This window comes from Bradyrhizobium sp. WSM471 (assembly GCF_000244915.1).
In the GTDB taxonomy this organism is placed as follows: Bacteria; Pseudomonadota; Alphaproteobacteria; order Rhizobiales; family Xanthobacteraceae; genus Bradyrhizobium.
In genome coordinates this window covers 3,734,288-3,757,377 of record NZ_CM001442.1, presented here as the reverse complement: position 1 = coordinate 3,757,377, position 23,090 = coordinate 3,734,288, and the positions used below count along the sequence as shown (strand labels likewise).

General features: G+C 64.1%; 20 protein-coding genes. 4 read left to right on the top strand and 16 right to left on the bottom strand.

The annotated features are described in order from the left end of the window. Positions 1–25: 25 nt before the first annotated feature. The 5 genes from BRA471DRAFT_RS40360 to BRA471DRAFT_RS16410 form a co-directional block, all read right to left on the bottom strand. On the bottom strand, positions 26–1,732 hold the full coding sequence (locus tag BRA471DRAFT_RS40360; RefSeq protein ID WP_007609068.1) for a response regulator: 1,707 nt from the start codon (positions 1,730–1,732) through the stop codon (positions 26–28). Beyond that, a complete protein-coding gene (locus tag BRA471DRAFT_RS16425; protein WP_007609067.1) occupies positions 1,729–3,243 on the bottom strand; it encodes an ATPase domain-containing protein in 1,515 nt (504 codons plus the stop codon). Before BRA471DRAFT_RS16425 ends, BRA471DRAFT_RS40360 begins: the two co-directional genes overlap by 4 nt. A gap of 230 nt (positions 3,244–3,473) precedes the next feature. After that, the gene (locus tag BRA471DRAFT_RS16420) at positions 3,474–5,171 is read right to left on the bottom strand and encodes a GMC family oxidoreductase (RefSeq protein WP_007609066.1); all 1,698 of its coding nucleotides are present in this window, start codon (positions 5,169–5,171) and stop codon (positions 3,474–3,476) included. Between the two features lie 363 nt (positions 5,172–5,534). Beyond that, positions 5,535–7,094, bottom strand: coding sequence for an acyl-CoA carboxylase subunit beta (locus BRA471DRAFT_RS16415; protein WP_035974020.1), 1,560 nt, complete (start codon positions 7,092–7,094; stop codon positions 5,535–5,537). Continuing rightward, complete coding sequence (locus BRA471DRAFT_RS16410; RefSeq protein ID WP_007609063.1) at positions 7,024–7,998, bottom strand: IclR family transcriptional regulator; 975 nt, start codon at positions 7,996–7,998, stop codon at positions 7,024–7,026. Before BRA471DRAFT_RS16410 ends, BRA471DRAFT_RS16415 begins: the two co-directional genes overlap by 71 nt. Positions 7,999–8,092: 94 nt before the next feature. On the opposite strand from BRA471DRAFT_RS16410, the gene BRA471DRAFT_RS16405 reads away from it, so the two are divergent. The 4 genes from BRA471DRAFT_RS16405 to glsA all read left to right on the top strand — a co-directional run bounded on the left by BRA471DRAFT_RS16405 (position 8,093) and on the right by glsA (position 13,627). Next, positions 8,093–8,314 (top strand): acetyl-CoA carboxylase biotin carboxyl carrier protein subunit, encoded by a 222-nt coding sequence (locus tag BRA471DRAFT_RS16405; RefSeq protein WP_007609062.1) that lies wholly within the window; start codon positions 8,093–8,095, stop codon positions 8,312–8,314. Between the two features lie 165 nt (positions 8,315–8,479). Further along, on the top strand, positions 8,480–9,646 hold the full coding sequence (locus tag BRA471DRAFT_RS16400; protein ID WP_007609061.1) for a TAXI family TRAP transporter solute-binding subunit: 1,167 nt from the start codon (positions 8,480–8,482) through the stop codon (positions 9,644–9,646). 35 nt (positions 9,647–9,681) lie between these two features. Further along, positions 9,682–11,757 carry a TRAP transporter permease gene (locus tag BRA471DRAFT_RS16395; protein WP_007609060.1) on the top strand — a complete coding sequence of 692 codons (2,076 nt, stop codon included), beginning with the start codon at positions 9,682–9,684 and terminating at the stop codon, positions 11,755–11,757. 22 nt (positions 11,758–11,779) lie between these two features. Then, positions 11,780–13,627: a glutaminase A gene (gene glsA / locus BRA471DRAFT_RS16390; RefSeq protein ID WP_007609054.1), complete on the top strand. Its 1,848-nt coding sequence runs from the start codon at positions 11,780–11,782 to the stop codon at positions 13,625–13,627. Positions 13,628–13,632: 5 nt separating this feature from the next. Here glsA and BRA471DRAFT_RS16385 read toward each other — a convergent pair whose 3' ends face one another. From BRA471DRAFT_RS16385 to BRA471DRAFT_RS16335, 11 genes are all read right to left on the bottom strand, one after another. Further along, the gene (locus tag BRA471DRAFT_RS16385; protein ID WP_007609049.1) at positions 13,633–13,935 is read right to left on the bottom strand and encodes a nucleoside triphosphate pyrophosphohydrolase family protein; all 303 of its coding nucleotides are present in this window, start codon (positions 13,933–13,935) and stop codon (positions 13,633–13,635) included. Positions 13,936–13,961: 26 nt separating this feature from the next. Further along, positions 13,962–14,489, bottom strand: a complete 528-nt coding sequence (locus tag BRA471DRAFT_RS16380; RefSeq protein ID WP_007609048.1) for a carboxymuconolactone decarboxylase family protein — start codon at positions 14,487–14,489, stop codon at positions 13,962–13,964. Positions 14,490–15,093: 604 nt separating this feature from the next. Next, the gene (locus BRA471DRAFT_RS16375) at positions 15,094–15,453 is read right to left on the bottom strand and encodes a Zn-ribbon domain-containing OB-fold protein (RefSeq protein ID WP_007609044.1); all 360 of its coding nucleotides are present in this window, start codon (positions 15,451–15,453) and stop codon (positions 15,094–15,096) included. Then, the gene (locus BRA471DRAFT_RS16370; protein ID WP_007609043.1) at positions 15,450–16,586 is read right to left on the bottom strand and encodes a thiolase family protein; all 1,137 of its coding nucleotides are present in this window, start codon (positions 16,584–16,586) and stop codon (positions 15,450–15,452) included. The genes BRA471DRAFT_RS16375 and BRA471DRAFT_RS16370 overlap by 4 nt, the downstream gene beginning before the upstream one ends. Continuing rightward, on the bottom strand, positions 16,583–17,806 hold the full coding sequence (locus BRA471DRAFT_RS16365) for a CaiB/BaiF CoA-transferase family protein (protein ID WP_007609042.1): 1,224 nt from the start codon (positions 17,804–17,806) through the stop codon (positions 16,583–16,585). The genes BRA471DRAFT_RS16370 and BRA471DRAFT_RS16365 overlap by 4 nt, the downstream gene beginning before the upstream one ends. A 123-nt stretch (positions 17,807–17,929) precedes the next feature. Continuing rightward, the gene (locus BRA471DRAFT_RS16360) at positions 17,930–18,136 is read right to left on the bottom strand and encodes a hypothetical protein (RefSeq protein ID WP_007609041.1); all 207 of its coding nucleotides are present in this window, start codon (positions 18,134–18,136) and stop codon (positions 17,930–17,932) included. Between the two features lie 115 nt (positions 18,137–18,251). Beyond that, positions 18,252–19,421 carry an acetyl-CoA acetyltransferase gene (locus BRA471DRAFT_RS16355; RefSeq protein WP_007609038.1) on the bottom strand — a complete coding sequence of 390 codons (1,170 nt, stop codon included), beginning with the start codon at positions 19,419–19,421 and terminating at the stop codon, positions 18,252–18,254. A gap of 59 nt (positions 19,422–19,480) precedes the next feature. Beyond that, positions 19,481–20,131, bottom strand: a complete 651-nt coding sequence (gene eda / locus BRA471DRAFT_RS16350) for a bifunctional 4-hydroxy-2-oxoglutarate aldolase/2-dehydro-3-deoxy-phosphogluconate aldolase (RefSeq protein WP_007609035.1) — start codon at positions 20,129–20,131, stop codon at positions 19,481–19,483. Positions 20,132–20,144: 13 nt separating this feature from the next. After that, positions 20,145–21,125 carry a sugar kinase gene (locus tag BRA471DRAFT_RS16345; RefSeq protein WP_007609033.1) on the bottom strand — a complete coding sequence of 327 codons (981 nt, stop codon included), beginning with the start codon at positions 21,123–21,125 and terminating at the stop codon, positions 20,145–20,147. A gap of 23 nt (positions 21,126–21,148) precedes the next feature. Then, on the bottom strand, positions 21,149–22,135 hold the full coding sequence (denD, locus tag BRA471DRAFT_RS16340) for a D-erythronate dehydrogenase (protein WP_007609032.1): 987 nt from the start codon (positions 22,133–22,135) through the stop codon (positions 21,149–21,151). A 79-nt stretch (positions 22,136–22,214) separates the two neighbouring features. Further along, positions 22,215–23,090 carry a carbohydrate ABC transporter permease gene (locus BRA471DRAFT_RS16335; RefSeq protein ID WP_007609031.1) on the bottom strand — a complete coding sequence of 292 codons (876 nt, stop codon included), beginning with the start codon at positions 23,088–23,090 and terminating at the stop codon, positions 22,215–22,217.

The following is a 23,090-nucleotide window of genomic DNA, read 5'->3' as shown; positions in this document are numbered from 1 at the left end:
TGTCGAGGCGATGCCACAGCCCCCATCACGACGCCCCGGAGCGCTTGGTTTCCGCTCTGATTCGAAAGTCCGATTTTGCAGCACTGAGCGCTGCGGCGAGCTCGTCGATGTGGTAGGGTTTCGACAGGATCCGGATCCCGGCTGTTTCGGCGTCGCGAACCGCGGCTTCGGCGTATCCGCTCGTCAGCAAGACCGGAATGTCGCTTCGCCGTCTCTTGATCTCGGACGCGAGCTCGACACCGTTCATGCCGCCCGGCATCATGATATCGGAAAACACCAGATCGACGGAGCGGCCGTCCGCTAGGGCACCGAGCGCCGCCGCAGCGCTGGCCGCGCGCGTGACCTGGTAACCGAGCTGCGCAAGCATCTCGCTGACCAGCGCGGCGACCTCGTCGTCGTCTTCGACGAGGAGAACCCGGCCATGATTGGCCTTCTTGGGCCGAGCCCTGTTCAGGTCGATGAGATGCCGTTCACCCGAAGGGATATTCCTGGATCGCGGCAAGTAGAGCTCGATGCTGGTGCCCTCGTCGACGATCGATTTTATGCGAACCATCCCGCGTGACTGCGTCGCAAATCCGTGAACCTGGGCAAGCCCCAGGCCCGAGCCTTTCCCGACATCCTTGGTCGTGAAGAACGGTTCGAAGACCCGCGCCAGGATCTCGGGGCTCATTCCAACGCCCCTGTCGACCACGGACAGACGAACGTAATCGCCCGCGATCTCGTTCTCGTTCAGGCCGGCCAGGTTCTCGCCACGGACAACGATCGTGCCGCCGTTCGGCATCGCGTCGCGGGCGTTGACCGCCAGGTTGAGAACGACCAGTTCGAGCTCTCCCGGATCGACCTCCACCGGCCAAAGCCCCTCCGGAAAATCGAACTCGACGTGAACGTCGCCTCTCAGGCTCCGATCGAGCAATTCGCGCATGCCGCCGATCTGCGCCGGGATGTCGACGGCCTCGGGCCGGAGCTTCTGCCGCCGTGAAAAAGCCAGAAGCTGCCTGGTCAGGCCGGCACCACGCTGCGCCGCCTGAACCATTCCTTCCAACAGGCGCCGCCGCCGATCAGGATCGGTCTGCCGGTCGAGCATGTCCAATCCACCGGAGATCACCATCAGCAGATTGTTGAAGTCGTGCGCTACTCCGCCGGTCAATTGCCCGATGGCTTCGATCTTCTGGGCCTGACGAAGGGTCTCCTCGACGCGGGCGCGCTCTTCCATTTCGGCCCGCAGATGCTTGTTGGCCTCCTCGAGGGCACGGGTGCGCTCGACCACGAGCTTCTCGAGCTCCTGGGCCGTCCGCTCGCGCGCCTGCAGCAAGGTCCGAATTTCATATTGCCGCCGGCGGGCCCGCATTGCGGATTGAATTGCGCTCGTCAGCGTGATCGGCTGAACCGGGCGTTCAAGCAGCGAAACGTTGCGAAGTGTCTCGACGATGCTGCGGCGCCAGGCAACCACCGCCGGCTGCTCCCGGTGGCTGGTGAGAATGACAAAGGGCAGGTCGGACCAGGGCGGCTGCCGCTCGATCCAATGTGCCAGCGGCTGGGTATCCTTCCCGAACAGACCCTCCTCGGCGAGAAGGACCGCGCCCACGCCCGCCGACATCTCGCTGACCAGTTCAGGCAGACCCCGACAATTGATCGCTGCGAGATTCGAACTACGGAAAAGCTCGACCGATGCCGGTCCATCGCGGCCGATCGGAGCAAACACGAGAACGCAATGATCGCGGTCGGCGTTCATTCCGACAGCCCTTCCGGCATCTCTGTGCCCGAGTAATGCGGATTCCCGGAAAAGATACCGCTGAATCCGGTCAGCGGAGGACCTACCGTGATGCCCGCACTGCCAAGACGAAACTCGCGGATGGAATTTTCATGATTGCCGCTGCGCTTCTTCACGACCGAGAGCGCACGCCGCACCGTTCCGCCGACTTCGAAATAGCGCAGCATGAGCACGGCATCGCTCAAATAGCTGATATCGAGAGCCGTTTCCATCGGACCGACCAGCCCATGCTGAGCGAGGATCAGGACGGTCAGCACGCCTTTCTGTCCGAGATAGCTCAGCAGCTCGTGCATCTGGAGGATGAGAAATCGCTCATCCGGCATTGCGTTGAGATAGCCGTTCAGACTGTCGATGATAACAATTCGGGCGTTATCCTGTTCGACGCTGTTGCGCACATTGGCGGCGAATTCGCCGGGGGACATCTCGGCGGGATCGATCTGTTTAAATCGGATGAGTCCCGACTGCAGATGGTTTTCAAGGGGCAGGCCCAGCGTTCGAGCCCGGGCCTCCACCGTACCGCGACCTTCATCGAAGGCAAAGAACACCGTATGCTCACCGCGATCTGCCGCAGCGATCGCATAGGTCAGCGCGAGAGAAGATTTGCCTACACCGGCGGCGCCCAAAAGCAGCGCACTGGTGCCGCGCTCGAGCCCTCCTCCCAGGAGCTGGTCGAGTTCCGCATTGCCGCTGGGCGTCAACTCACCGGTGAACGCGGTGTGATGTTCCGCCGCCACCAGACGGGGGAATATATGTACCCCTCCCGCTTCGATCGTGAAATCGTGGAAGCCGCCGCGAAATCGAATGCCGCGCATTTTGATCACGCGAAGCCGCCGGCGCTCTGCGCCATAATCAATGGCGAGCTGTTCGAGCATCACGACGCCATGCGCGATCGAATGGAGTTGCAGATCGTCCTGGGAGGACGAGAGATCGTCGAGGAGGATGACCGTGCAATTGCGGTTGGTGAAAAAGTGCTTCAGGGCCAGAACCTGGCGCCGGTACCGCAGCGGGTTCTGCGCAAGGAGGCGTAACTCGGACAGGCTGTCCAGCACCACGCGCGCGGGATTGATCCGTTCGACCTCCTTGAATATCAGGCCCGTGGTTTCGCTCAGCTCCATTTCGGCGGGGTGGAAGACGGTGAGCTCGCGCTCCGGATCGAGCGTCGTCTCCGGCGGCACCAGTTCGAAGATGTCGACGCCTTGCAGCGACCAGCCGTGCCGCTGCGCAACCAGCGCCAGCTCGCGCTTGGTTTCCGACAAGGAGATATAGAGTACGCGTTCACCGCAGCGCGCGCCCTCGAGAAGGAATTGAAGCGCCATCGTGGTCTTGCCCGAGCCGGGCCGACCCTCGTAGAGGTACATGCGATTGGGATCGAGCCCGCCGTAGAGGATATCGTCGAGGCCGTCACTGCCGGTCGAAATCCTGGGCAACTCTCCGGGGTCGCTGGCTTGCACCCGGCTTGATGAATTGATCATTGAATCCCCGTGAAGTTCCATCGCCGACAGTGCGCTCCGGCCCCGAGATGGGACGCGCGGTCAGCGGCCCGGTCTCAGCCGTAAGGCGAAATCTGGCAAAGAACGCCCAAGCCGGGTTCCAAGTTCCGCCTCCGGACGCATGTCCGCCAGACTGTCTGCCGCGGAACCGTTCCGGTCCTAGACGGTCAGCGTGGACAAGGCAGTTCGCGGCCCCGAAAAGCCGCGCGAGCTCACTGCATCATCGCGGCCGCGATCTTCTCCGCCGACATCAGGACCGGAAAATTGGTGTTGGCGCACGGCACCACCGGGAAGATCGAGGCATCGACGACGCGCAGGCCCTGCACGCCCTTGACGCGCCCCTCTGGATCGACCACCGCCATCGGATCGTCGGCCCGGCCCATGCGGCACGAGCAGGAGGCGTGCCACACGCCGATGGTCGCCTTGCGCACGAAGGCTTCCAGCGCCTCGTCATCGTTGATGACGTCGTCGAAGGTGAAGCCCTCGACCACGAAATTGTCGATCATGTAGTGGCGCAGCACAGCCGGCCCGTCCATCAGGGCCGCGGCGATCTTGGTGAGAATCCGATTCTTTGTGTTGACCACGCCGATCTTGCGCACGCGGTCGGTATAGGAGGCCGGGAACGGCTTGTCCGTCACGGCCCTGACGACGTCGCTCATCTGCACGGCCGCCATCTTGCGGAAACCGCTCATCAGCCGATCGAGGTCGCGCCGGTCGGACAACAGGTTGAACTCGACGATCGGCTCGACCGCCGGGTCGCGCGAGGCAAGCTTGACCTGTCCGGTCTCGGAATAGGTCTTGTTGACGAATGTCAGCAGCGATCCGATCTGCTCACCGACCGCGTGCCAGGCCGATTTGCTGAGCAGGACGACGAACATGTCGCCTTTCGGTACGCCTTCGAGCCCGGACGAGTAACGCAGGCCAAGCTGCATGTGGCGCCTGGTGTGCTCGTTCATCCGCGCGCCGCGGCGGACAAAGGACGACAGCGAGATCGAGGGGTGATCCATCAGGCGCTGGCCGACGCCCTGCAGCCCCATCAGCACGGGAATGCCCATGTCCTTGAGGTGACCGACCGGGCCGATGCCGGCGCGCAACAGATGCGCCGGCGAATGGATGGCGCCGCTCGAGAGAATGATCTCGCGGGCGCGGAATTCCTGCTCCCGGCCGTCGACCACGGCCTTCACGCCGACGCATTGCGTGCCTTCGAACAGCAACTCCCTGACTTGCGTGTTGGTGGAGATCGTCAGGTTGGCGCGCTTGCGCGTGTCGCGATCGAGATAGCCCATGGCAGCCGAGACGCGTTGCTCGGCCTGGTTGGAGTGCGTCACCGGGAAAAACCCATCGACGAACTCGCCATTCTGGTCGGGCAGGAACTGATGTCCGGCCTGCTGGAAGGCTTGCGCGAACGCCTGCGAATGCCGCGTCCAGTGCTCCCTGGGGATTCGGCGGACCGGAATGCGGCCGTCCTTGCCGTGGTAGGGACCGTCGAAATCGAGGTCGCGCTCGACCTTCTTGAAGAAGGGCAGCACATCGTTCCAGCTCCACCCCGCAGCGCCGCGCGCTTCCCATTCGTCGTAGTCGGTCGGCGCGCCGCGGTTGGCCATCTGGCCGTTGATCGAGGAGCCCCCGCCAAGCACGCGTGCCTGCTCGTATTTGCGTAAGGGCGGACGTCCTTCGTTCGGATTGTTGTGGCTGACGATCTGGGTCGTGACCTTGAGCTCGGTCCAGTGAAAGCGCGGATCGAAATAGGCCGTCCCCGGATAGCTGTCCCTGATCTCGGCCGGCTCGTCTCCGGGCGGCGTGTCCTGTCCGGCCTCGCAGAGCAGGACCTTGTTGGCGCTCCTCGCGGAGAGCCGGTGGGCCAGCACGGACCCCGCCGAGCCGCCGCCCACGATAATGAAGTCGTACACGATTGGCGCTTCCTCTTGTTCTTGCCCGGGAAGCGTAGCGCGTTATTGTTTTGAGGTCACGTCATCGCTGCCGCGGCAAAGCGCGAGCACAGACGCCGATGGCTTTGCCTATGGCCTGATCGCGACGCTCGCGGGCTTTACCGCTTGCTCGTTAAGCTCGCCCGCAATCGCTCGGCGAACCAAATGGCAAAAATCGCAGCGAACGACAGACCGAAAAAGATGGCTGTCCAAAGCAGCGCGTTTCCGGCGTTTGTCATGGCGTTCCTCCCCGTGCTATCGGCGAGAGGCTTGCAGACAATGAGGCGCGAGGCTTTGCGCTAGATCAATTTTGCCCGATTGTATCGGGCTGAGGGCAGGCTGACCCTACGGCCTGATCGAGAAATTCCCCGGCGGCCCTGGCTTTCGCAATGGCTCCGCCAGCCGCGCAAACTCGCACAGCAGCGACCGCGTCTTCCTGGGATCGATGATCTCCTCGACCCAGAACTTTTCGGCGGAGCGGAATGGCGAGCGCAGTTTGTTGAGGCGGTCCTCGATCTCTTTCAGTTTCTCCGCCTTGTCCTCGGCCGCGTCGATATCCGCGCGGTAAGCGGCTTCGATGCCGCCTTCGAGCGGGAGCGAGCCCCAATAGGCCGACGGCCAGGCGTAGCGGATCGAGAAGCGGTCGGCCGGCTGATGCACCACGCCGGCGACGCCGAAGGCGTTGCGCAGGATCACCGTGCACCAGGGCACCGTGGTCTGGTTGACCGCCGCCATGGCGCGAACGCCATGGCGGATGGTGCCCGCCTTCTCCGCATCGAGGCCGATCATGAAGCCGGGGCAGTCCATGAGATAGACGATCGGCAAATGGAAGGTCTCGGCGAAGTCGACCCAGCGCACCACCTTCTGGCAGGCATCGGCCGTCCAGGAGCCGCCATAGTGAAAGCTGTCGCTGGCAAGCACCATCACCGCCCTGCCCTCGAGCCGCGCGAGGCCGACAATGATCGGCTTGCCGAAATTCTTGGCGACCTCGAAGAACGAGCCCTTGTCCACGACCTGCTCGACGATCGGCCGTATCTTGTAGACCTGCTTGCGGTTACGCGGCACTGCGTTCATCAGCGCCTCTTCGGTGCGCTCCGGATTGTCGGTGCAGGGCAAGGTCGGCGGCAGCCCGTCAACCGACGACGGCAGATAGGACAGGAATCGCCGCGCGCAGGCGAAGGCCTCCTCCTCGGTGTCGACGGCATGATCGACCGCGCCGGCGCGGGTCTGGATGTCGGCGCCGCCGAGCTCTTCCTTCGAGAGGTCCTGCCCCAGCGCCTTCACCACCGGCGGACCTGCGACGAACATCGCGGACTTCCGGGTCATGATGGAATAGTGGCTGGCGGCAAGACGCGCGGCGCCGAGCCCTGCGACCGAGCCGAGGCCGAGCGCGACCACGGGCACGCGCGACAAATTCTCCGTGGTGAAGCGATACCAGCGTGTGCCGCCGATGCCGCCCGGCAAGTTCGCCGCGCCCTTGGTCTCGATGGTCTTGACCGAGCCGCCGCCGCCCGAGCCTTCGATGATGCGGACGATGGGCAGGCGGAGATCATGCGCCATCTCCTCCGCCATCAGCGGTTTTGCGGAGATGGACGCGTCCGCCGAGCCGCCGCGCACGGTGAAATCGTCGCCGACCACGACGACGGTGCGGCCTTCGACGCGCGCGCGACCGAACACGCAGTTCGCCGGCGTCAATTTCTGCAGCTCGCCGCTGGAATCGTACTCGCCGACGCCGGAGACGGCGCCGATCTCGTGAAAGCTGCCTTTGTCGGTCAGTCTGTCGATACGTTCCCGAACAGTCAGTCGGCCCTGGTCATGCTGACGCTTGACCTTGTCAACGCCGCCCATCTCCCGCGCGAAGGCTTCGCGCCGGGCGAGCTCGTCGAGTTCCGACTTCCAGTTCATTCACTCCCTCCGAATTGATCGGCTTGTTATTGTTGTGCACGGCCATGGCGACCGGTTTACGCGGGATGCGGGCGTTGAAGACGTCGCCCTCCGCGCCGTCCATCAGGCTGCCGAGCGAGCGGCCGAGCGCGACCATCAGCGGGGCGACCTCGGCATGCAGACGCTCTTCGTCGTACATCGACGACAGAAGACCGATCGTGATCACCACGAAGGTCTGGTATTGCGGCGACCAGATCGGCACCGCTAGCCCGTTGATATGCGGGCTCCACAGGCCGCAGGCCACGACATAGCCGCGCTCATGCAGCGATTGCCGGTTGGCCTCGATGCGGGGCCGCAGGATTTTCGCGGCCTCGGGAGCTTCCCGCTCCATATCCGCGATGAAGGCATCGCCGACCTCGGGCGCCAATGCCGCGGTATAGGCTGCGCCCGCAGCGGTCGAGGCCATCGAGATGCGGCTGCCGGTGCCCTCGTGCAGGCCGAGCGCCGAGGCCGAGCGCGCGAACTGGAGATAGACCAGATGGAAGCGATCGGGGACCACGAAGCCGACGGTGCCGGGCAATTGCTCGGCGACTTCCTGGAGCCGCTGGCGGATCATGCTGCGCAGCTGCGCGCCCTTCATCATCGAGGCGCTCATCGCCACCGCGCTCGGTCCGATGCGATATTTTTGATCGCGCGGCAGATAGACCAGTTGCCCCATCCGCGTCAGCGTGTGCGTGAGCCGCGACACCGTCGAGCGCGGCAGGCCGCAGCGATTTGAAATCTCGAGATTGCCGAGCCTGCTATCGTGGCCCTCGAAGCATCGCAACACGTCGAACGCGCGCGACACCACCTGGATGACATCACCCTCACCGGCATCGCCGGCGAGCGCACCTTGTCTACTCAACCGCTCTGAACGTCGTCCCATGATCCCTACCGCTTGTTCCGCTGTGCGGAATTAAATTCCGCTTGCAGAAGAAACTACCTCAGGCATTTTGCGACCACAACAAAAAGGCGATGGCATGCCAGAAATTAAGATCGTCACGGAGATCGCCGGACGCGTCTGCGCAACTCCCGTGCAAGTTGGAGGAACCGTTGCAGATGGTGATGAGATTGTGGTGATCGAAGCGATGAAGATGGAGATCCCTGTGCTTTCTCCTGTGAGCGGCGAGATCACATCGCTTCTGGTGAAGCTCGACGACGTCGTTGCCGAGGGACAGGCGATCGCGATCGTGGCGAACTGACTGCATTATCCGGGTTTCCGCGACATTCTGTCAGCTTCATTGCGGCGTTCGCGCTACGGCGTTGCCATCGCTTGATGGCGATGACATGATCCGTTTCAAACAAAACCTGTTTCAAACAAAGAAAGAAAATCGTCGCGGCAAACGCGAGGATCATTGGAGGGAAACATGCTTCGTGGGCTGATCGTGCTCGCGCCTGCCTTGGTGGCGGGCATTTCTTTTGCGTCTACACGCTATGCGTCCGCCGAAGACATCAAGCTGCCGGCGACATTGACGTTCACCGCCTATGACACCGGCACCGCCGGCTTCAACATCGCTGTCGGCGTCGGCAAGATGATGAAGGACAAATACTCGAGCGACGTGCGCGTGCTCCCCGCAGGCAACGACGTCGCGCGTCTGGCGCCGCTGCGCGCCAAGCGTGCGGTTTCCGCGGCGATGGGATCGGGCACCTATTTCGCACAGGAAGGCGTGTTCGAGTTCGGCTCCAGGGAATGGGGCCCGCAACCGCTTCAGATCATGCTCTCATCCGTCGACTGCAATTGCGGCACGCTCGGCGTGGCCGCGGACACAGGCGTGAAGGAGCTCAAGGATCTCAAGGGAAAGCGCGTCGGCTTCGTCGTCGGCTCGCCGGCGCTGAACCAGAACTCGCTCGCGGTGCTCGCCTTCGCCGGCCTGACGCAGAAGGACGTCAAGGTCGTCGAGTTCGCAAGCTACGGCGCGATGTGGAAGGGCCTGATCAACAACGACACCGACGCAGCCTTCGGCACCACCATCACCGGGCCCGCCAAGGAAGCCGAGACTTCGCCGCGCGGGCTGGTCTGGCCGCCGCTGCCCGCCAAGGACAAGGAAGGCTGGGCACGGATGCGGAAGGTCGGCTCGTTCTTCTTCCCGCAGACCGCGACCTGCGGCGCCGGTATCTCGCCGGACAAGCCGATCGAACTCGGCAATTATCCCTATCCGATCTTCGTCGCCTACGCCTCGCAGCCGGCCGACCAGGTCTATGCGATCACCAAGGCGATGATCGTGAACTACGATTCCTACAAGGACTCCGCGCCCGGCGCCGGCGGTCTTGCGGCCGACCGCCAGACCAAGAACTGGGTGGTGCCGGTGCATCCCGGCGCGGTGAAGGCATTGAAGGAAGCCGGGCAATGGAGTGACGCGCAGGACGCGCACAATAACAAGCTGATCAAGCGCCAGGAGGTGCTTGGCGCAGCGTGGACCGACTACGGCAAGTCCAATCCGCCTGCGGATGACAAGGCGTTCCTCGACGGCTGGATGAAGGCGCGTGCCGCAGCGCTTGCGAAGGCCGACATGCCGAACGGGTTCGAGGATTAGTTCTCAGCGTTAATTGCCCACGCGCGGGGTCGATCATGTCGTCTGCTTCAGTCTCCACCGCCCCGCAGGACGAGGCCAAGCGGATCGTGTTCGACGATCCTCATGGCGCCGCCGGCAACATGCAGGAGGCGGAGGTCACGCGCGTGCGAAGCTTGCGCGGTGCCTGGCGCTGGATGCTCGTCGTCGCGACCGCAGCGACCATCCTGCTCTGCATCAACCAGCAATTCTCGCTGCGCTTCTTCGTCGGCTACACCCAGCTCAACACGGAGTACTTCTATCTCCTGATCGCGCTGATGCTGCCGTTCACGTTCCTGATCTTCCCGGGGACCCCGCGCGCGCCGCTCGACCGCATTCCCTGGTATGACCTTGTCTGCTTCGTCGTGACCTTTGCCGCGGCGCTCGTGTTGATGTCGAACGTCCGCAAGGCCGCGGAGGCCGGCTGGGAATTCGGCGGCGCGCCGAACAGCGTGACCGCCGCGGGTCTCGTGATGTGGGTGATGCTGATGGAGGCGCTGCGCCGGACCGGCGGCTGGAGCCTGCTTCTGAGCGTGCTTCCCTTCACCGTCTATCCGCTGTTCGCAGAATCCAGCTGGTTAGGTCCGTTCCGCGGCACGCAGTCGACGCTGGAGCAGGCGACCGCCTATCACGTGCTTTCGGGCGAGAGCCTGCTCGGCATTCCCATCCAGGCGTTTGCCGACACCGTAATCGGCTTCCTGGTGTTCGGCACCGCGCTCATGATGACCGGCGCCGGAAAGTTCTTCATCAATCTCGCCTTCGCCCTGTGCGGCACGTTCCGTGGCGGCGCGGCGAAGGTCTGCATCTTCGCCAGCGGCCTGCTCGGCATGATGTCGGGCTCGATCATCTCCAACGTGCTGACCGCCGGCACGATGACCATCCCGGTGATGAAGAAGAGCGGCTTTCGCGCCTCCTATGCCGGCGCGATCGAGGCCTGTGCCTCGACCGGCGCGGTGCTGGCGCCGCCGGTGATGGGCGCGACCGCTTTCGTGATCGCACAGTTCCTCAACGTCAGCTACGCCGATGTCGCGCTCGCAGCCATCATTCCGGCGGTGCTCTATTACATCGGCCTGTTCATGCAGGTCGATTCCTACGCCGCACGACACGGGCTGAAGGGCATTCCGCGCGCGGAGTTGCCGCGCGTCATGGATACGATCAAGGATGGCTGGTACTACGTCTTCGTCATCGCCCTCCTGATCGTGATGCTGCTCTACTTCAAGCGCGAGAGCCATGCGCCGTTCTACGCCACCGCCCTGCTTCTGGTCCTTAACCAGCTGTTCTCGAAGGACACGCGCTGGACTGTCGCGACCATCGGCAAATTCCTCGAGGTCAACGGCCGCACCTTCGTCGAGCTCGTCGGCATCCTCGCTGGCTGCGGCCTGCTGATCGGCGCCTTCTCGATGACCGGCGTGGTGTCGAGCCTCGCCAACGACTTGCTGCGCATCGCCGGTGACAATCCGTTCCTGCTACTCGGCATGTGCGCCCTCACCAGCCTGATCCTTGGGCTCGGGCTGACAACGACGGCCTGCTACATCTTCCTCGCCATCCTGGTCGCACCCGCGCTGGAGAAACTCGGGCTGAACAGGATGGCCGTGCACATGTTCATCTTCTACTGGGGCATGCTGTCGTCGATCACCCCGCCAGTCGCGATCGCCTCGTTCGCGGCCGCAGGCATCGCCGGCTCGCCGGCGATGAAGACGGGCTGGGAATCGATGTGGGTCGGCAGCATCATCTATTTCATTCCGTTCTTCTTCGTGCTCAATCCGGCGCTGGTGCTGCAGGGGCCGAGCCCCTATTTCGCCGGCCTCGGCTTGATGGCGCTCGCGGCGTTCGGCACGCTGTTCATCTGCGGCGGCATCCAGGGCTACCAGCCCTTCGTCGGCGATCTCCGCGGCGCCGGTGCCCTGGAATGGCCAATCCGCGTGCTGCTCGTGATCGGCGGGTTCGTGGTGGCCACCCCCGGCGGCGGCATCATGCCGCTGTCGCAGATTCAGGTGACGCTGCTCGGCCTCGCCATCCTCGTCCCTACGGTTTTGCTCGCCCTGCTGCTGGTCCGGCGGCAGACCGTGGTGCCGGACGGGTTGCGCGTGCCCTGATTGCGTTGCACAAAGAGAGGCGATGAAACCGCTTTCGCCTCTGGCCACCGCCTGGACCCGCTCGAAGCCGCCTTTGCTGCGGTTTCTGGACAATTGCCTCAATGAATTCTCGGCGGAGTCCTCCGGCGCAGTCGCCGATTACATTCCCGAGCTGAGCAAGGCCGATCCTGCCTGTTTCGGCGTCAGCCTCGCGACCCTGGACGGTCATGTCTACGAGGTCGGCGACTCCAGGGTGCCCTTCACCATCCAGTCGATGTCAAAGCCGTTCGTGTTCGCACTGGCGCTGGACCTGCTCGGCGCAAACAGGGTCGAGAGCGCGATCGGCGTCGAGCCTTCAGGCGATCCCTTCAACTCGATCCGGCTCAACTCGGAGAACCATCCCTTCAACCCGATGGTCAATGCCGGCGCGATCGCCTGCACCGGGCTGATCCACGACAGCAAGGGTCCGGACGCCTTCGAGCAAATTCGCCTCGCGCTCGGTCGTTTTGCCGGCCGCGACCTCGCCGTCGACGAGGCCGTCTACGCTTCCGAAAGCCAGACCGGCGACCGCAACCGCGCCATCGGCTATCTCCTCAAGACCAATGCGGTGATCTCGGACAATGTCGCTGCCGTGCTCGACGTCTATTTCCGGCAATGCGCGGTGCTGGTCACCGCGCGCGACATCGCCGTGATGGCGGCCACGCTCGCCAATCGCGGCATCAACCCGGTCACCGGCGAGCAGGTGCTGACGCCCTACGCGATCTCGCGCACGCTGTCGGTGATGACGTCGTCGGGCATGTACGACTATGCCGGCGAATGGATCTACCGGATCGGCATCCCTGCCAAGAGCGGCGTCGGCGGCGGAATCCTCGCCGCCCTCCCGGCCCGCCTCGGGCTCGGCAGCTATTCGCCGAGGCTCGACAAGCACGGCAACAGCGTGCGCGGCATCAAGGTGTGCGAGGCGCTGTCCTCGCATTACGATTTGCACATGCTCAACCGCAGCGATGATGCGCGCAACGCCGTCATCGCCGACTACGACATCGGCAAGAGCCCGTCTCGGCGCGTCCGCCGCCCGCAGGAGCGCGATATTCTCGCGGCCCACGAGCAGGAGGTGCGGGTCATCGAGCTGGTCGGCACGCTGTCGCTGTCGGCGGTCGACTATGTCTCGCGCCGGCTTGCGGGCCGGCCGCGGCCGCAATTCGTAATCTTCGATCTCCACCGCGTCACCTCCACCACACGCGCCGGGGCGCGGCTGGTAGCCGAAGCGTTCGAGGAGCTGGCGGCGCTGAATGTGACCGTCGTGCTGTCAGGCGTCAGGCGCGCCTCCAAGGAATGGGACAGCCTGCGGGAATGGACCGCGGAGCTCAAGAACATCCGCGATTTCTACCTGCTCGACACCGCAATCGAATGGGCCGAAGACCAGATCGTCTACCGCTATGGCGGTTCGATCGACTTCCATGAGACCACCGAGCTCGCCGAACAGCCGCTGCTCGCCGGCATGAGCGAGGAGGAGCTGACCGACCTCGCCTCGATCTGCACACTTCGAACCTATCCGTCGGGCGCAAAGATCCTCACCACGGGCGATCCCGCCGATGCCCTGTTCTTCCTGCGCAGCGGCGCGGTGCATGTCACGCTGCCCGACGGCGTGCGGTTGGCGACGCTCACGGCCGGCATGGCCTTCGGCGAAATGGCCCTGATCGAGACCACTCGCTCGGCCGACGTATTCGCGGACATGGCGGCGACCGCGTTCGACGTGCCCCTGAAAGCGTTCGACCGCTTCCGCAGGCAGCACCCGCACGCCAGCGAACGCATCATGCGCAATCTTGCGCAGCTTCTGGCCGATCGCCTGATCGTCGCCAACGCCAGGGTGGATATCTTGACCTCGACCTGAGCGGCCTAGCGGCTCGCCGCCTCGCTGATCCGCCGCTTGATCTTGGCGGCGCTGGTCTTGAGCAGCTCCGATGGCTGCTGGCCGGTCGCCACGCACAGGCAGGCCCAGTAGTAGATGACATCGCCCAGTTCATCGACGAGGCCGGCCTGGTCGAGCCAGTCATCGCGGAGCAGCTTCTTGATGTGCTCGGCCACCTCGCCGGACTCCCCGGCGAGTCCGAGGCCCAGATAGGCCAGCCGTTCGTTGGACGGACGCTCATCGACTTTCGCAATCGTTGCAGCCCAGGCGGCATATTCATCGATCGTCATGAGCATCCCTCACAGCAATGCCTCGATCAGCCTACCACTTCGGTGACCGGTTGAAGGTCGATCTCAAAGGTCTCCAGGAACTTAGACGTCATGATGTAGAACCCGACCGAGAGCTGCAGCTCGACGAGCGCGGCCGGCGTCAGTTTCGATGCGATCGCCTTGAAGGTCGGATCCGTCGGCTTGTTCAGCTTGACGATCTCGTCGGTGAAGGCGAGCGCGGCGCGTTGCGTCTCGTCGAAACAGGTCGCGGCCTGCCAGTTCTCGAGCGCCTCGTTCTGCTCGTCGGTGACGCCGACGTTCTTGCCGATGCGCTTGTGCGCCACGATCTCATACGGCGCCTCGCACAAAATGCCGGTGCGGGTGATCGCGAGCTCGCGCACGATCGGATCGAGCTCACCCTTGTGGCGGATGGCGCCGCCGAGCCGGCAGTACTGCTCGAAATAGCTCGGCGAGTGCGACATCATCCGGAAGATGTTGGCATTGCGGTTCTTGTCGAGGATCTCGCGGGTGCGGTCGGATGCCTTGGACGGATCGCTGTAGTTGATGCGGGCCATGATTTTCCTGAAGTTTTTCCCTAAGCCTTTGATGCTTTTTGTCGTTAGCGGCGAAAGTTCCACGAAACTGTATTCTTGCGCGTCCGCAGGAGCAACAACATCGAGTCAAAATGCCGCCGCATTGCTGAACGACCTTGGCACAGTCGATATTCGCCGCGTGGGGACTTAATCGCGGCGGATACTCGCAAGGGGTGTTCCGAGTAAAAACAATTGGCCGTCGGGCGCTAACCGCGCATCGATGAGTCACGCCCAAGTCTAGGGAGAAAATGGCATGAAGGAAGCCACCAAGGGGGCGGCCTCGGAAGCGTTCGCGCATATGCTGGCGGTGATGGCGATGCTCGTCATCGCCAGCATCCTGTTCTACGGCCGTTAGTTAGGAGTCGCGTGGGAGCTTTCGTCATTCCGGGGTGGCCCTCGCACAGGCCAGGCCCAGAATTCCCGTTCCAGGCTCGGTCTCTCAGGACCGCCCCCGAATGACGAATCCCACCGCTCGCTTTGCTGCAGTAGCCCGGATGGAGCGCAGCGCAATCCGGGAGAGTCTATCGGTGAGGTGAAAACCCCGGATTTGGCTGCGCTCCATCCGGGCTACATTCGACAAAGTTCGTTATCTGTCTTTGGCAAAGAACGGCACAATCTTTCCGGCGAACGGTTTGAAGCTCGCACTGACCTCATCGCCGATGGCGAGGTCATTCTCACCATGCGCCATCATGCGAAAACCCTCGGCGCAATCGACCAGCAGGATGTTGTAGGGTACGTGCGACCGCGTCTCAGGCGTCGCGGCGCGGCAGACCAGCGACTTCGCATAGACCCTGCCCTTGCCGCTGGCGCGCTGCTCGCGCGGATCGGACGCACCGCAGGCGGCGCAGAAAGCGCGATGGCAATACTGCACATGGCCGCATGACGTGCAGGTCTGAAAGGTGATGACCTGCTCACCTTGGGTCCAGTCCGCGATTCGCTCGCTCATCGCACCCGCTCCAGGAACATGGTCACGTGGGACGACAGCACGCCGCCATCGCCGTGCAGCAGCGAGATCGAGGCGTCACGCACCTGACGATTCGCCGCCCGCCCCGTCATCTGCAGATGCGTTTCGACCAGATGCGCCATGGCGCCACCGACGCCGCAATGACCGTAGCTGAGCAGGCCGCCATGGGTGTTCAGCGGCATTGCGCCGTCGCGGCTGAAATGGCCTGCGCGCACGCGCGCGGCTGCCTCGCCCCGGCCAGCGAGGCCGAGGTCTTCCAGCAGCATCGCGAGCGTGATCGTAAAGCTGTCGTAGATCGCGGCGTAGCGCACGTCGGAAATCGCGAGGCCGGTGGCCTCCCTGGCGCGGGCGACGGAGATCTCGGCGCCGAGTTCGCTCAGGGCGGGCGCTGCAGTAACGTGCTGATGGGTATGAGCCTGGGCACAGCCGCGAATGCGCACGCCGGCCTCTCCGGTCCGCTCGCGGCTGATGACGAAGGCGGCGCCGCCGTCGGACACCGGGCAGCAATCGAGCAGCTTCAGCGGCATCGCCACGGGCTTCGAGGCCATGACGTCGGAAACAGTGATGGGATCTTGGAATTGCGCACCGGGATGAGTGCAGGCGTGGGTGCGCATCAGCACCGCGAATTCGGCGAGGTCTTCTTCTGTCACGCCGTATTCGTGCATGTATCTGTTAGCGACCAGGCCGTAATAGGCGGGAATGGTCGGTCCGAGCGGCACCTCGTAGTCGGGATGGCCGACCTGCGCCAGCGCCTGGATCGAGGCATCGCGGCTCTGCCCGGTGAGGCGGTTCTCGCCGGCCACGACAAGCACATTGCGGGCGACGCGCGCTTCGACCAGATGATGGGCGAGCATGGTCATCGCGAGGCCGGTCGCGCCGCCGACCTGGACGGCGTGGGCGTAACTGGGGCGGATGCCGAAATGCTCGGCAAAGACGGTCGCCAGCATGATGTGCGGCGAGACGGTCGAGTAGCCGCAGAGGATGCCGTCGATCTCGGCGCGCTTGAGCCCGGCATCATCGAGTGCGGCCTGCGCGGCCTTGCTCATCAGGTCGAGCGAGGAAGAACCTCCGTGCTTGCCGAAAGGCGTGAGGCCGACGCCGGTGATGAAGCTCATGGGCGCACCAGTGCATCGTCATTCCGGGGCGGCGAACGGGTGACGCCATCGCGGACCATGGCGTCGATCTCGTCGGCGGAATAGCCGATCTCACGCAGGATTTCCGCGCCGTGCTCGTTGAGCTGCGGCGCAAGCCGTACCGGTTCGGCCTCGGTCTCCGACCAGGTCGCCGTCACCCTCATGCTCCGGATCGGCCCTTCAGTTGGATGGTTCACCACTGGGAAAAAGCCGGTCGCCTCCAGATGCTCATCGTGCAGCATCGACGCAAGGTCGTGCATCGGCATCACAGGCACGTCCGCCCTGGTCAGCAGGTCGATCCATTCTGCCGTGGAACGCGTCTCGAAGATGCGCGCGAGCTCGGCATAGACGACGTCGATATTGGCGGCGCGGCCGGCGAAGCTCGCGAACTTGGGATCGGCGCGCAGATCGTCGCGTCCCGTCGCCTTGAAGAAGTTCTCCCACTGCTTGTCGTTGTAGACGATGACGCTGAGATAGCCGTCTGATGTCTTATAGGGCCGGCGGTCGCGCGAGAGGTGGCGGGCGTAACCGCCCTTGTCGAGCGGGGGCTCATAGGTCAATCCGCCCATGTGGTCGCCCATGACGAAGCCGGCCATGGTCTCGAACATCGGGATGTCGACGCGCTGGCCGCGTCCGGTGCGGTCGCGATGCACGAGGCTGGCGCAGATCGCGCCCACGGCAGTCAAGCCTACGATGCGGTCGACCAGCGCGTTCGGCACATAGCGCGGCACACCGTCACCAGTCTGCGCCATCAAGGTCGGCAGCGCGGTGGCGCCCTGGATCAGATCGTCATAGGCCGGTTTTGCAGCATACGGCCCGTCCTGGCCGAAGCCGAACACGCCGGCATAGACCAGACGCGGATTGATCTTGGCAACAACGTCATAGCCGAGTTGAAGCCGCGCCATCGCCTGCGGGCGGACGTTGTAGACCAGCACGTCGGCATCCTTGAGCAGCCGCAACACCGCCTCGCGGCCGGCGGGCTTTTTCAGGTCAAGGCAGATCGAGCGCTTGCTGCGGTTGGTGTTGAGAAACACCGGGCCCATGCCGGCGTGCCGCATCGGACCGATCAGGCGGGTGACGTCACCGTCCAGAGACTCCACCTTGATGACGTCTGCGCCGTAGTCGCCGAGCATCTGGGTCGCATAGGGACCCATCAGCACGGTGGTCATGTCGACGACCTTGATGCCCTTCAGCGGCCCCATCGTTCACTCCCGATTGCGCGGGCTCAAGGTGCGGCCCTGCGATTTCGGTTCAGCTAACGGCAGCGGCGGCGCGTGCGCAAGGGCGGCCGGCGTATGGCCGCATGCGCCGGCCGCGAAAGGCCGCTATTTCTTCTGACGGGATTCGCGAACCTTGAGGAGACGGTCGAGCTCCTCGTTCTGCTGGTTGATGCGGTCCGCAATCCGCGACTCGTTCTGCTCACCCGAGGCGGCCGCGGCCTGCTCGATGAGCTGGCGGATATTGTCCTCGAGAATCGCGATGCGGTCGTTGAGTGTGTCCATCGACAGCGAGTCTTCGTAGTCATTGCTCATGATGTATTCCCTGCAAATCGATCAAGAGCTTTAAGGGCCCCGGGCGGGCCCACCATGATCTAGCGCAAGAAGAAGGTGGGCATGGGCGCTTCTCGCCTTTGCCCACCGTGGAGCCTTACTTCAGCGGCTCCAGCACGGAGACGTAGTTGGCGACCGCGGCGCCGCCCATGTTGAAGATGCCGCCGAGTTTTGCATTTTTGAGCTGCATCCCCTCGGGCGCTTGGCCGGCGAGCTGCATCGCTGTCATCACGTGCATGGAGACGCCGGTGGCGCCGATCGGATGGCCCTTGGCCTTCAGGCCACCGGACGGATTGACTGGCAGCTTGCCGTCCTTGAGCGTCCAGCCTTCCTTGATGGCGCGGGCGCCCTGCCCCCTGGGCGTCAGCCCCATCGCTTCGTACTCGATCAGCTCGGCGACGGTGAAGCAGTCATGAGTCTCGACGAAGGAGAGATCGGAAAGTGTTACGCCCGCCTTCTCCAGCGCGCGCTGCCAGGCGACCGTGCAGCCCTCGAACTGGAGGATGTCGCGCTTGGACATCGGCAGGAAATCCTGGGCGTGCGCGGTGGCGCGGAAGCCGATCGACTTGCTCATGCCCTTGGCGGTTTCCGCGTCGGCCAGCACCAGGGCAGCGGCGCCGTCCGAGACCAGCGAGCAGTCGGTGCGCTTCAGCGGGCCGGCAACGTAGGGGTTCTTCTCGCTCTCGGCGCGGCAGAAGTCGAAGCCGAAGTCCTTGCGCATCTGGGCGAAGGGATTGGCGACACCGTTCTTGTGGTTCTTGGCCGCGATCAGCGCCAGTGCGTCGGACTGGTCGCCGTATTTCTGGAAATAGGAGCTGGCGATCTTGCCGAACACGCCGGCGAAGCCGCCGACGGTGTCGCCGTCCTCAGGCAGATAGGACGCCTTGAGCAGGTTCTTGCCGATCTCCGGCCCCGGCGTGCGCGTCATCTGTTCGACGCCGACGACGAGGACAATCCTGGCCGCGCCGGCCGCGATCGCGCGCACGCCCTGATGGACGGCGGCGGAGCCGGTGGCGCAGGCGTTCTCGACTCGGGTCGCCGGCTTGAAGCGCAGCTTCGGGTCGGCCTGGAGCACCAGCGAGGCGGTAAAATCCTGGGGCGAGAAGCCGGCGTTGAAATGGCCGAGCACGATCTCGTCGACATCGCCGGCCGAAATGCCGGCATCCGCCAGCGCCTCATTGGCGACCTTCACCACAAGGCTTTCCACGGTCTCGGTGTCGAACTTGCCGAACGGCGTATGCGCCCATCCGACGATGCTGGCGGTCATGGTCTTTCTCCCTGGCGGTCTCTTGCTGAGCTAAGTCTTAGCTCAGCGATGGCAAGACTTCACGCGGGTTTAAGGGCCTGGAGGGTGCGCTGGCAGATGGCAGTTATGCCGGCCCAGTTCCCGGCCCTGATCTCCGCCGTCGGGCACAGCCAGGAACCGCCGACCGCGATCACATTGGGCTCCGCGAGCCAGGTTGCCGCATTGGTCTCGCCGACCCCACCGGTCGGGCAGAACCGCACGTTCGGGAACGGACCACCCAGCGAGCGCAGCCCCTTGATGCCGCCGGCCTGCTCGGCCGGGAAGAATTTTGCGACGTCGAAGCCGTAGGACAGCGCCATCATCAGTTCGGAGGCCGTGGCGATACCCGGCGCAAACGGCAAGGAGCTATGGGTCGCGGCCGCCAACAGGTCCGGTGTCAAGCCCGGGCTGATGCCGAACGCAACGCCGAGCTTCTCGACACGCGTAAAGTCGGCCGGATTGAGAATCGTGCCGATGCCAACCACCGCCTCGGGCACCTCGGCCATCATCGCCCTCGCCGCCTCGATCGCAACAGGGGTCCGCATGGTCACCTCCAGCGTGCGGACGCCGCCGGCCACCAGCGCACGCGCCAGCGGCACCGCATCCTGGATACGCTCGATGGTGAGGACGGGGATGACGGTCGCGGCCTTGAACAGCGCGACGAGGTGGTTCTGCTGGGCAGTGGTGGTCATCTTGGCTTTCGTTTCACTTGGTCGCTTGACGCGTCGTCGCCGGCCGGTGCCGTTTCTTCGGCGGCATGGCATACCCCGGAATGATGGCACCGGAATAGCAGATCACGAGGCTGGCGAGCCGGTGCCCGGCCTGGGCGGCCTCGACCGGGTCGGACCCAGCGAGCCGCGCCGCGATATAGGCCGCGGCAAAACTGTCGCCGGCCGCGGTGGTGTCGACCACGGGTTTGGTCATGGGCTCGGCGCGGACCTCGTAAGGCCCCCCGGGAAAACGCAGCAGGCTGACCGGCTCGGCGAGCCGGAACACCAGCTCGGGGCTCGGGATGCGCGCCATCAGCTGCTCGTGGCTCTCGCCGGGATAAAGGGCGAGCAGATCCTCGGTCGAAGTCAGCACGATGTCGGCAGCCGCGAAGGCCGCTGAAAACACCTCGCGCGCGACATCGCGATCCGGCCATCCCCGCGCGCGGAAATTGGTGTCGAACACGAAGCGGGTGCCGAGCAGGCGCGCGCGCTTGATCGCCGCGAACAGGCGCTCGCGCCCGGCCGCGTCGTAGATCGAGAGCGTGATCGCAGAGAGATAGACGATGTCGTAGCTCATCAGGGAGTTGAGAAGATCGTCCGTCTCCGGCAGATTCATCAGCTGGCGCGCCGCCGCACTGTCGCGCCAGTGGAAGAACTGGCGCTCGCCCTTCGCATCCAGCTGGATCATGTAGAGGCCGGGCAGCTTGCCGGGCAGCCGCGCGACGCGCCTCGTGCCGACGCCCTCCGCAGTCCAGGCCGCGATCATCTCATCGCTCAGGGCATCGTCGCCAAGCGCGGTGAGATAATCGACCTTGACCTCGAGCCGCGCGAGGTACACCGCCGTGTTGAGGGTGTCGCCGCCGAATCCACGCGAGTAGAGGCCCCCACCCTGCCCGCTGGAATGTCCGGCAGATTGTCCACCCTGGGCCTGCCGGAGCTCGACCATGCATTCGCCGATGCAAGCAACGCTCGCCATCACTTTACCCGCTAAGTCAGAGATCAGGCGACGAAATTGCCGCCGAGCTCGTCTTCGATGTGAATGCGGATGATGTCGTCGAAAGTCTTCTCGGCCGTGGTGAAGCCGAGCTCGAGCGACCGCTTTGCATTGAAGTTGCGCGGCCAGCCGCCGACGATGCCGACGATGAAGGGATCCGGCTCCCGCTTGATGCGGGCGGCGACCTTGTCGCCGGCGACGCGTTTCAGCGCAGCGATCTGCTCGCCAACCGTCGCCGACAGGCCCGGCATGGTCAAATTACGGCGCGGCCCCACCGCGGCGAGGTCCATGGTACCGGCATGCAGCAGGAAGCCGACAGCGGAGCGCGGCGTGGCATGCCAGTGGCGGACGTCTTCGGACACCGGAAGGACCGCTTCCTTGCCGGCCAGCGGCTCGCGCAGGATGTTGGAGAAGAAGCCCGATGCCGCCTTATTCGGCAGGCCGGGCCGAATGCAGATGGTCGGCAGGCGGATGCCGATGCCGTCGAGGAAGCCGCGGCGGGAATAGTCGGCCAACAGCAATTCGCCGATCGCCTTCTGCGTGCCGTAGCTCAGAAGCGGCGTGTGGAAGAACTCGTCGCCGATCGCATCGGGGAACGGCGCGCCGAACACCGCGATCGAGGACGTGAAGACCACACGCGGCTTGTAGCCGCCGCCCGCGAGCCTGACGGCATCGAGCAGCATCCGCGTGCCGTCGAGATTGATGCGGTAGCCCTTATCGAAATCGAGTTCGGCTTCGCCCGAGACGATCGCAGCGAGATGAAAGATCACGTCCGGACGGCCAGCAATCAGCTTTTCGGCCGCACCCGGCACGGCGAAATCGCTCGACACGGTCTCGACGGCAAAACCGGCTTTTTCCGGTGTCTTCGGCTCGACCACGTCATGCATGGTCAGCTTGGTGATGTCGCTCTTGCCGAGCCGGCCGTCGCGCAACAACCGTTCGCATAATTTGCGGCCGACCATGCCGGCCGCGCCCAGAACCAGAATGTGCAAGAGCCTACTCCTTTTTATTGGCCGGAACGCGCCGATTTTGCCGATTCGTCCTGGCGCGTTCTCAAGGCAGGCCCCGCGATCATTCCTTCACGGCGCCGGTCATCGCCGACACATAGTACTCCACGAAGAAGGAATAAAGGATAACTACGGGAACCGAACCGGTCAGAGCCGCCGCCATCAACGCGCCCCAATGGTAGACGTCGCCATTGACGAGCTCGGTGATCGCGCCGACGGGGATCGTCTTGTTCTCGGACGAGGAGATGAAGGTCAGCGCGTAGATGAACTCGTTCCAGGACAACGTGAAGGCGAAGATGCCCGCCGAGATCACTCCCGGCAGCGACAGCGGCAGCGTGATCTTCATCAGAATCTGCAGCCGCGTCGCTCCGTCGATCAGCGCGCACTCCTCCAGCTCATAGGGGATAGTGCGGAAATAGCCCATCAGGAGCCAGGTGCAGAACGGGATCAGGAAGGTCGGATAGGTCAGGATCAGCGCCAGGTTGCCGTCGAACAGCCCAAGCTGAAACACGATCGCCGCCAGCGGAATGAACAGGATCGAGGGCGGCACCAGATAGCCGAGGAAGATCGCAAGGCCGACATAGCGCGAGCCCTTGTAGCGCAGGCGCTCGATCGCATAGGCGGCGCAGACGCTGGCGAACAACGAGATGAAGGTCGAGGACACCGAGACGATCACGGTGTTCCACATCCAGAGCGGATAGTCGGTGTCGAAGAACAGCTTCTTGATGTGCTCCAGCGTCGGATGCAGGATCCAGAACGGATTGTACTTTTCGTAGTCGTACATCTCCGCGTCCGGCTTGAACGTCGCGACCGCCATCCAGTAGAATGGGAACAGCAGGAAGAAGATGATCAGGCCGAGCGGAAGGTAGACCCGAAAAAACTTCCGCGGGAAGCTCTCGAGGTAGTCCATTCCGACGCTTTGGTCGTCTGCCGTGGTCAT

What these genes read in the sequence shown, in the direction of transcription:
- BRA471DRAFT_RS40360 (WP_007609068.1), bottom strand. Translation starts at nt 1,732, where the DNA reads ATGAACGCCGACCGCGATCATTGCGTTCTCGTGTTTGCTCCGATCGGC.
- BRA471DRAFT_RS16425 (WP_007609067.1), bottom strand. Translation starts at nt 3,243, where the DNA reads ATGATCAATTCATCAAGCCGGGTGCAAGCCAGCGACCCCGGAGAGTTG.
- BRA471DRAFT_RS16415 (WP_035974020.1), bottom strand. Translation starts at nt 7,094, where the DNA reads ATGAACTGGAAGTCGGAACTCGACGAGCTCGCCCGGCGCGAAGCCTTC.
- BRA471DRAFT_RS16410 (WP_007609063.1), bottom strand. Translation starts at nt 7,998, where the DNA reads ATGGGACGACGTTCAGAGCGGTTGAGTAGACAAGGTGCGCTCGCCGGC.
- BRA471DRAFT_RS16405 (WP_007609062.1), top strand. Translation starts at nt 8,093, where the DNA reads ATGCCAGAAATTAAGATCGTCACGGAGATCGCCGGACGCGTCTGCGCA.
- BRA471DRAFT_RS16400 (WP_007609061.1), top strand. Translation starts at nt 8,480, where the DNA reads ATGCTTCGTGGGCTGATCGTGCTCGCGCCTGCCTTGGTGGCGGGCATT.
- BRA471DRAFT_RS16395 (WP_007609060.1), top strand. Translation starts at nt 9,682, where the DNA reads ATGTCGTCTGCTTCAGTCTCCACCGCCCCGCAGGACGAGGCCAAGCGG.
- glsA (WP_007609054.1), top strand. Translation starts at nt 11,780, where the DNA reads ATGAAACCGCTTTCGCCTCTGGCCACCGCCTGGACCCGCTCGAAGCCG.
- BRA471DRAFT_RS16385 (WP_007609049.1), bottom strand. Translation starts at nt 13,935, where the DNA reads ATGACGATCGATGAATATGCCGCCTGGGCTGCAACGATTGCGAAAGTC.
- BRA471DRAFT_RS16380 (WP_007609048.1), bottom strand. Translation starts at nt 14,489, where the DNA reads ATGGCCCGCATCAACTACAGCGATCCGTCCAAGGCATCCGACCGCACC.
- BRA471DRAFT_RS16375 (WP_007609044.1), bottom strand. Translation starts at nt 15,453, where the DNA reads ATGAGCGAGCGAATCGCGGACTGGACCCAAGGTGAGCAGGTCATCACC.
- BRA471DRAFT_RS16370 (WP_007609043.1), bottom strand. Translation starts at nt 16,586, where the DNA reads ATGAGCTTCATCACCGGCGTCGGCCTCACGCCTTTCGGCAAGCACGGA.
- BRA471DRAFT_RS16365 (WP_007609042.1), bottom strand. Translation starts at nt 17,806, where the DNA reads ATGGGGCCGCTGAAGGGCATCAAGGTCGTCGACATGACCACCGTGCTG.
- BRA471DRAFT_RS16360 (WP_007609041.1), bottom strand. Translation starts at nt 18,136, where the DNA reads ATGAGCAATGACTACGAAGACTCGCTGTCGATGGACACACTCAACGAC.
- BRA471DRAFT_RS16355 (WP_007609038.1), bottom strand. Translation starts at nt 19,421, where the DNA reads ATGACCGCCAGCATCGTCGGATGGGCGCATACGCCGTTCGGCAAGTTC.
- eda (WP_007609035.1), bottom strand. Translation starts at nt 20,131, where the DNA reads ATGACCACCACTGCCCAGCAGAACCACCTCGTCGCGCTGTTCAAGGCC.
- BRA471DRAFT_RS16345 (WP_007609033.1), bottom strand. Translation starts at nt 21,125, where the DNA reads ATGGCGAGCGTTGCTTGCATCGGCGAATGCATGGTCGAGCTCCGGCAG.
- BRA471DRAFT_RS16335 (WP_007609031.1), bottom strand. Translation starts at nt 23,090, where the DNA reads ATGACCACGGCAGACGACCAAAGCGTCGGAATGGACTACCTCGAGAGC.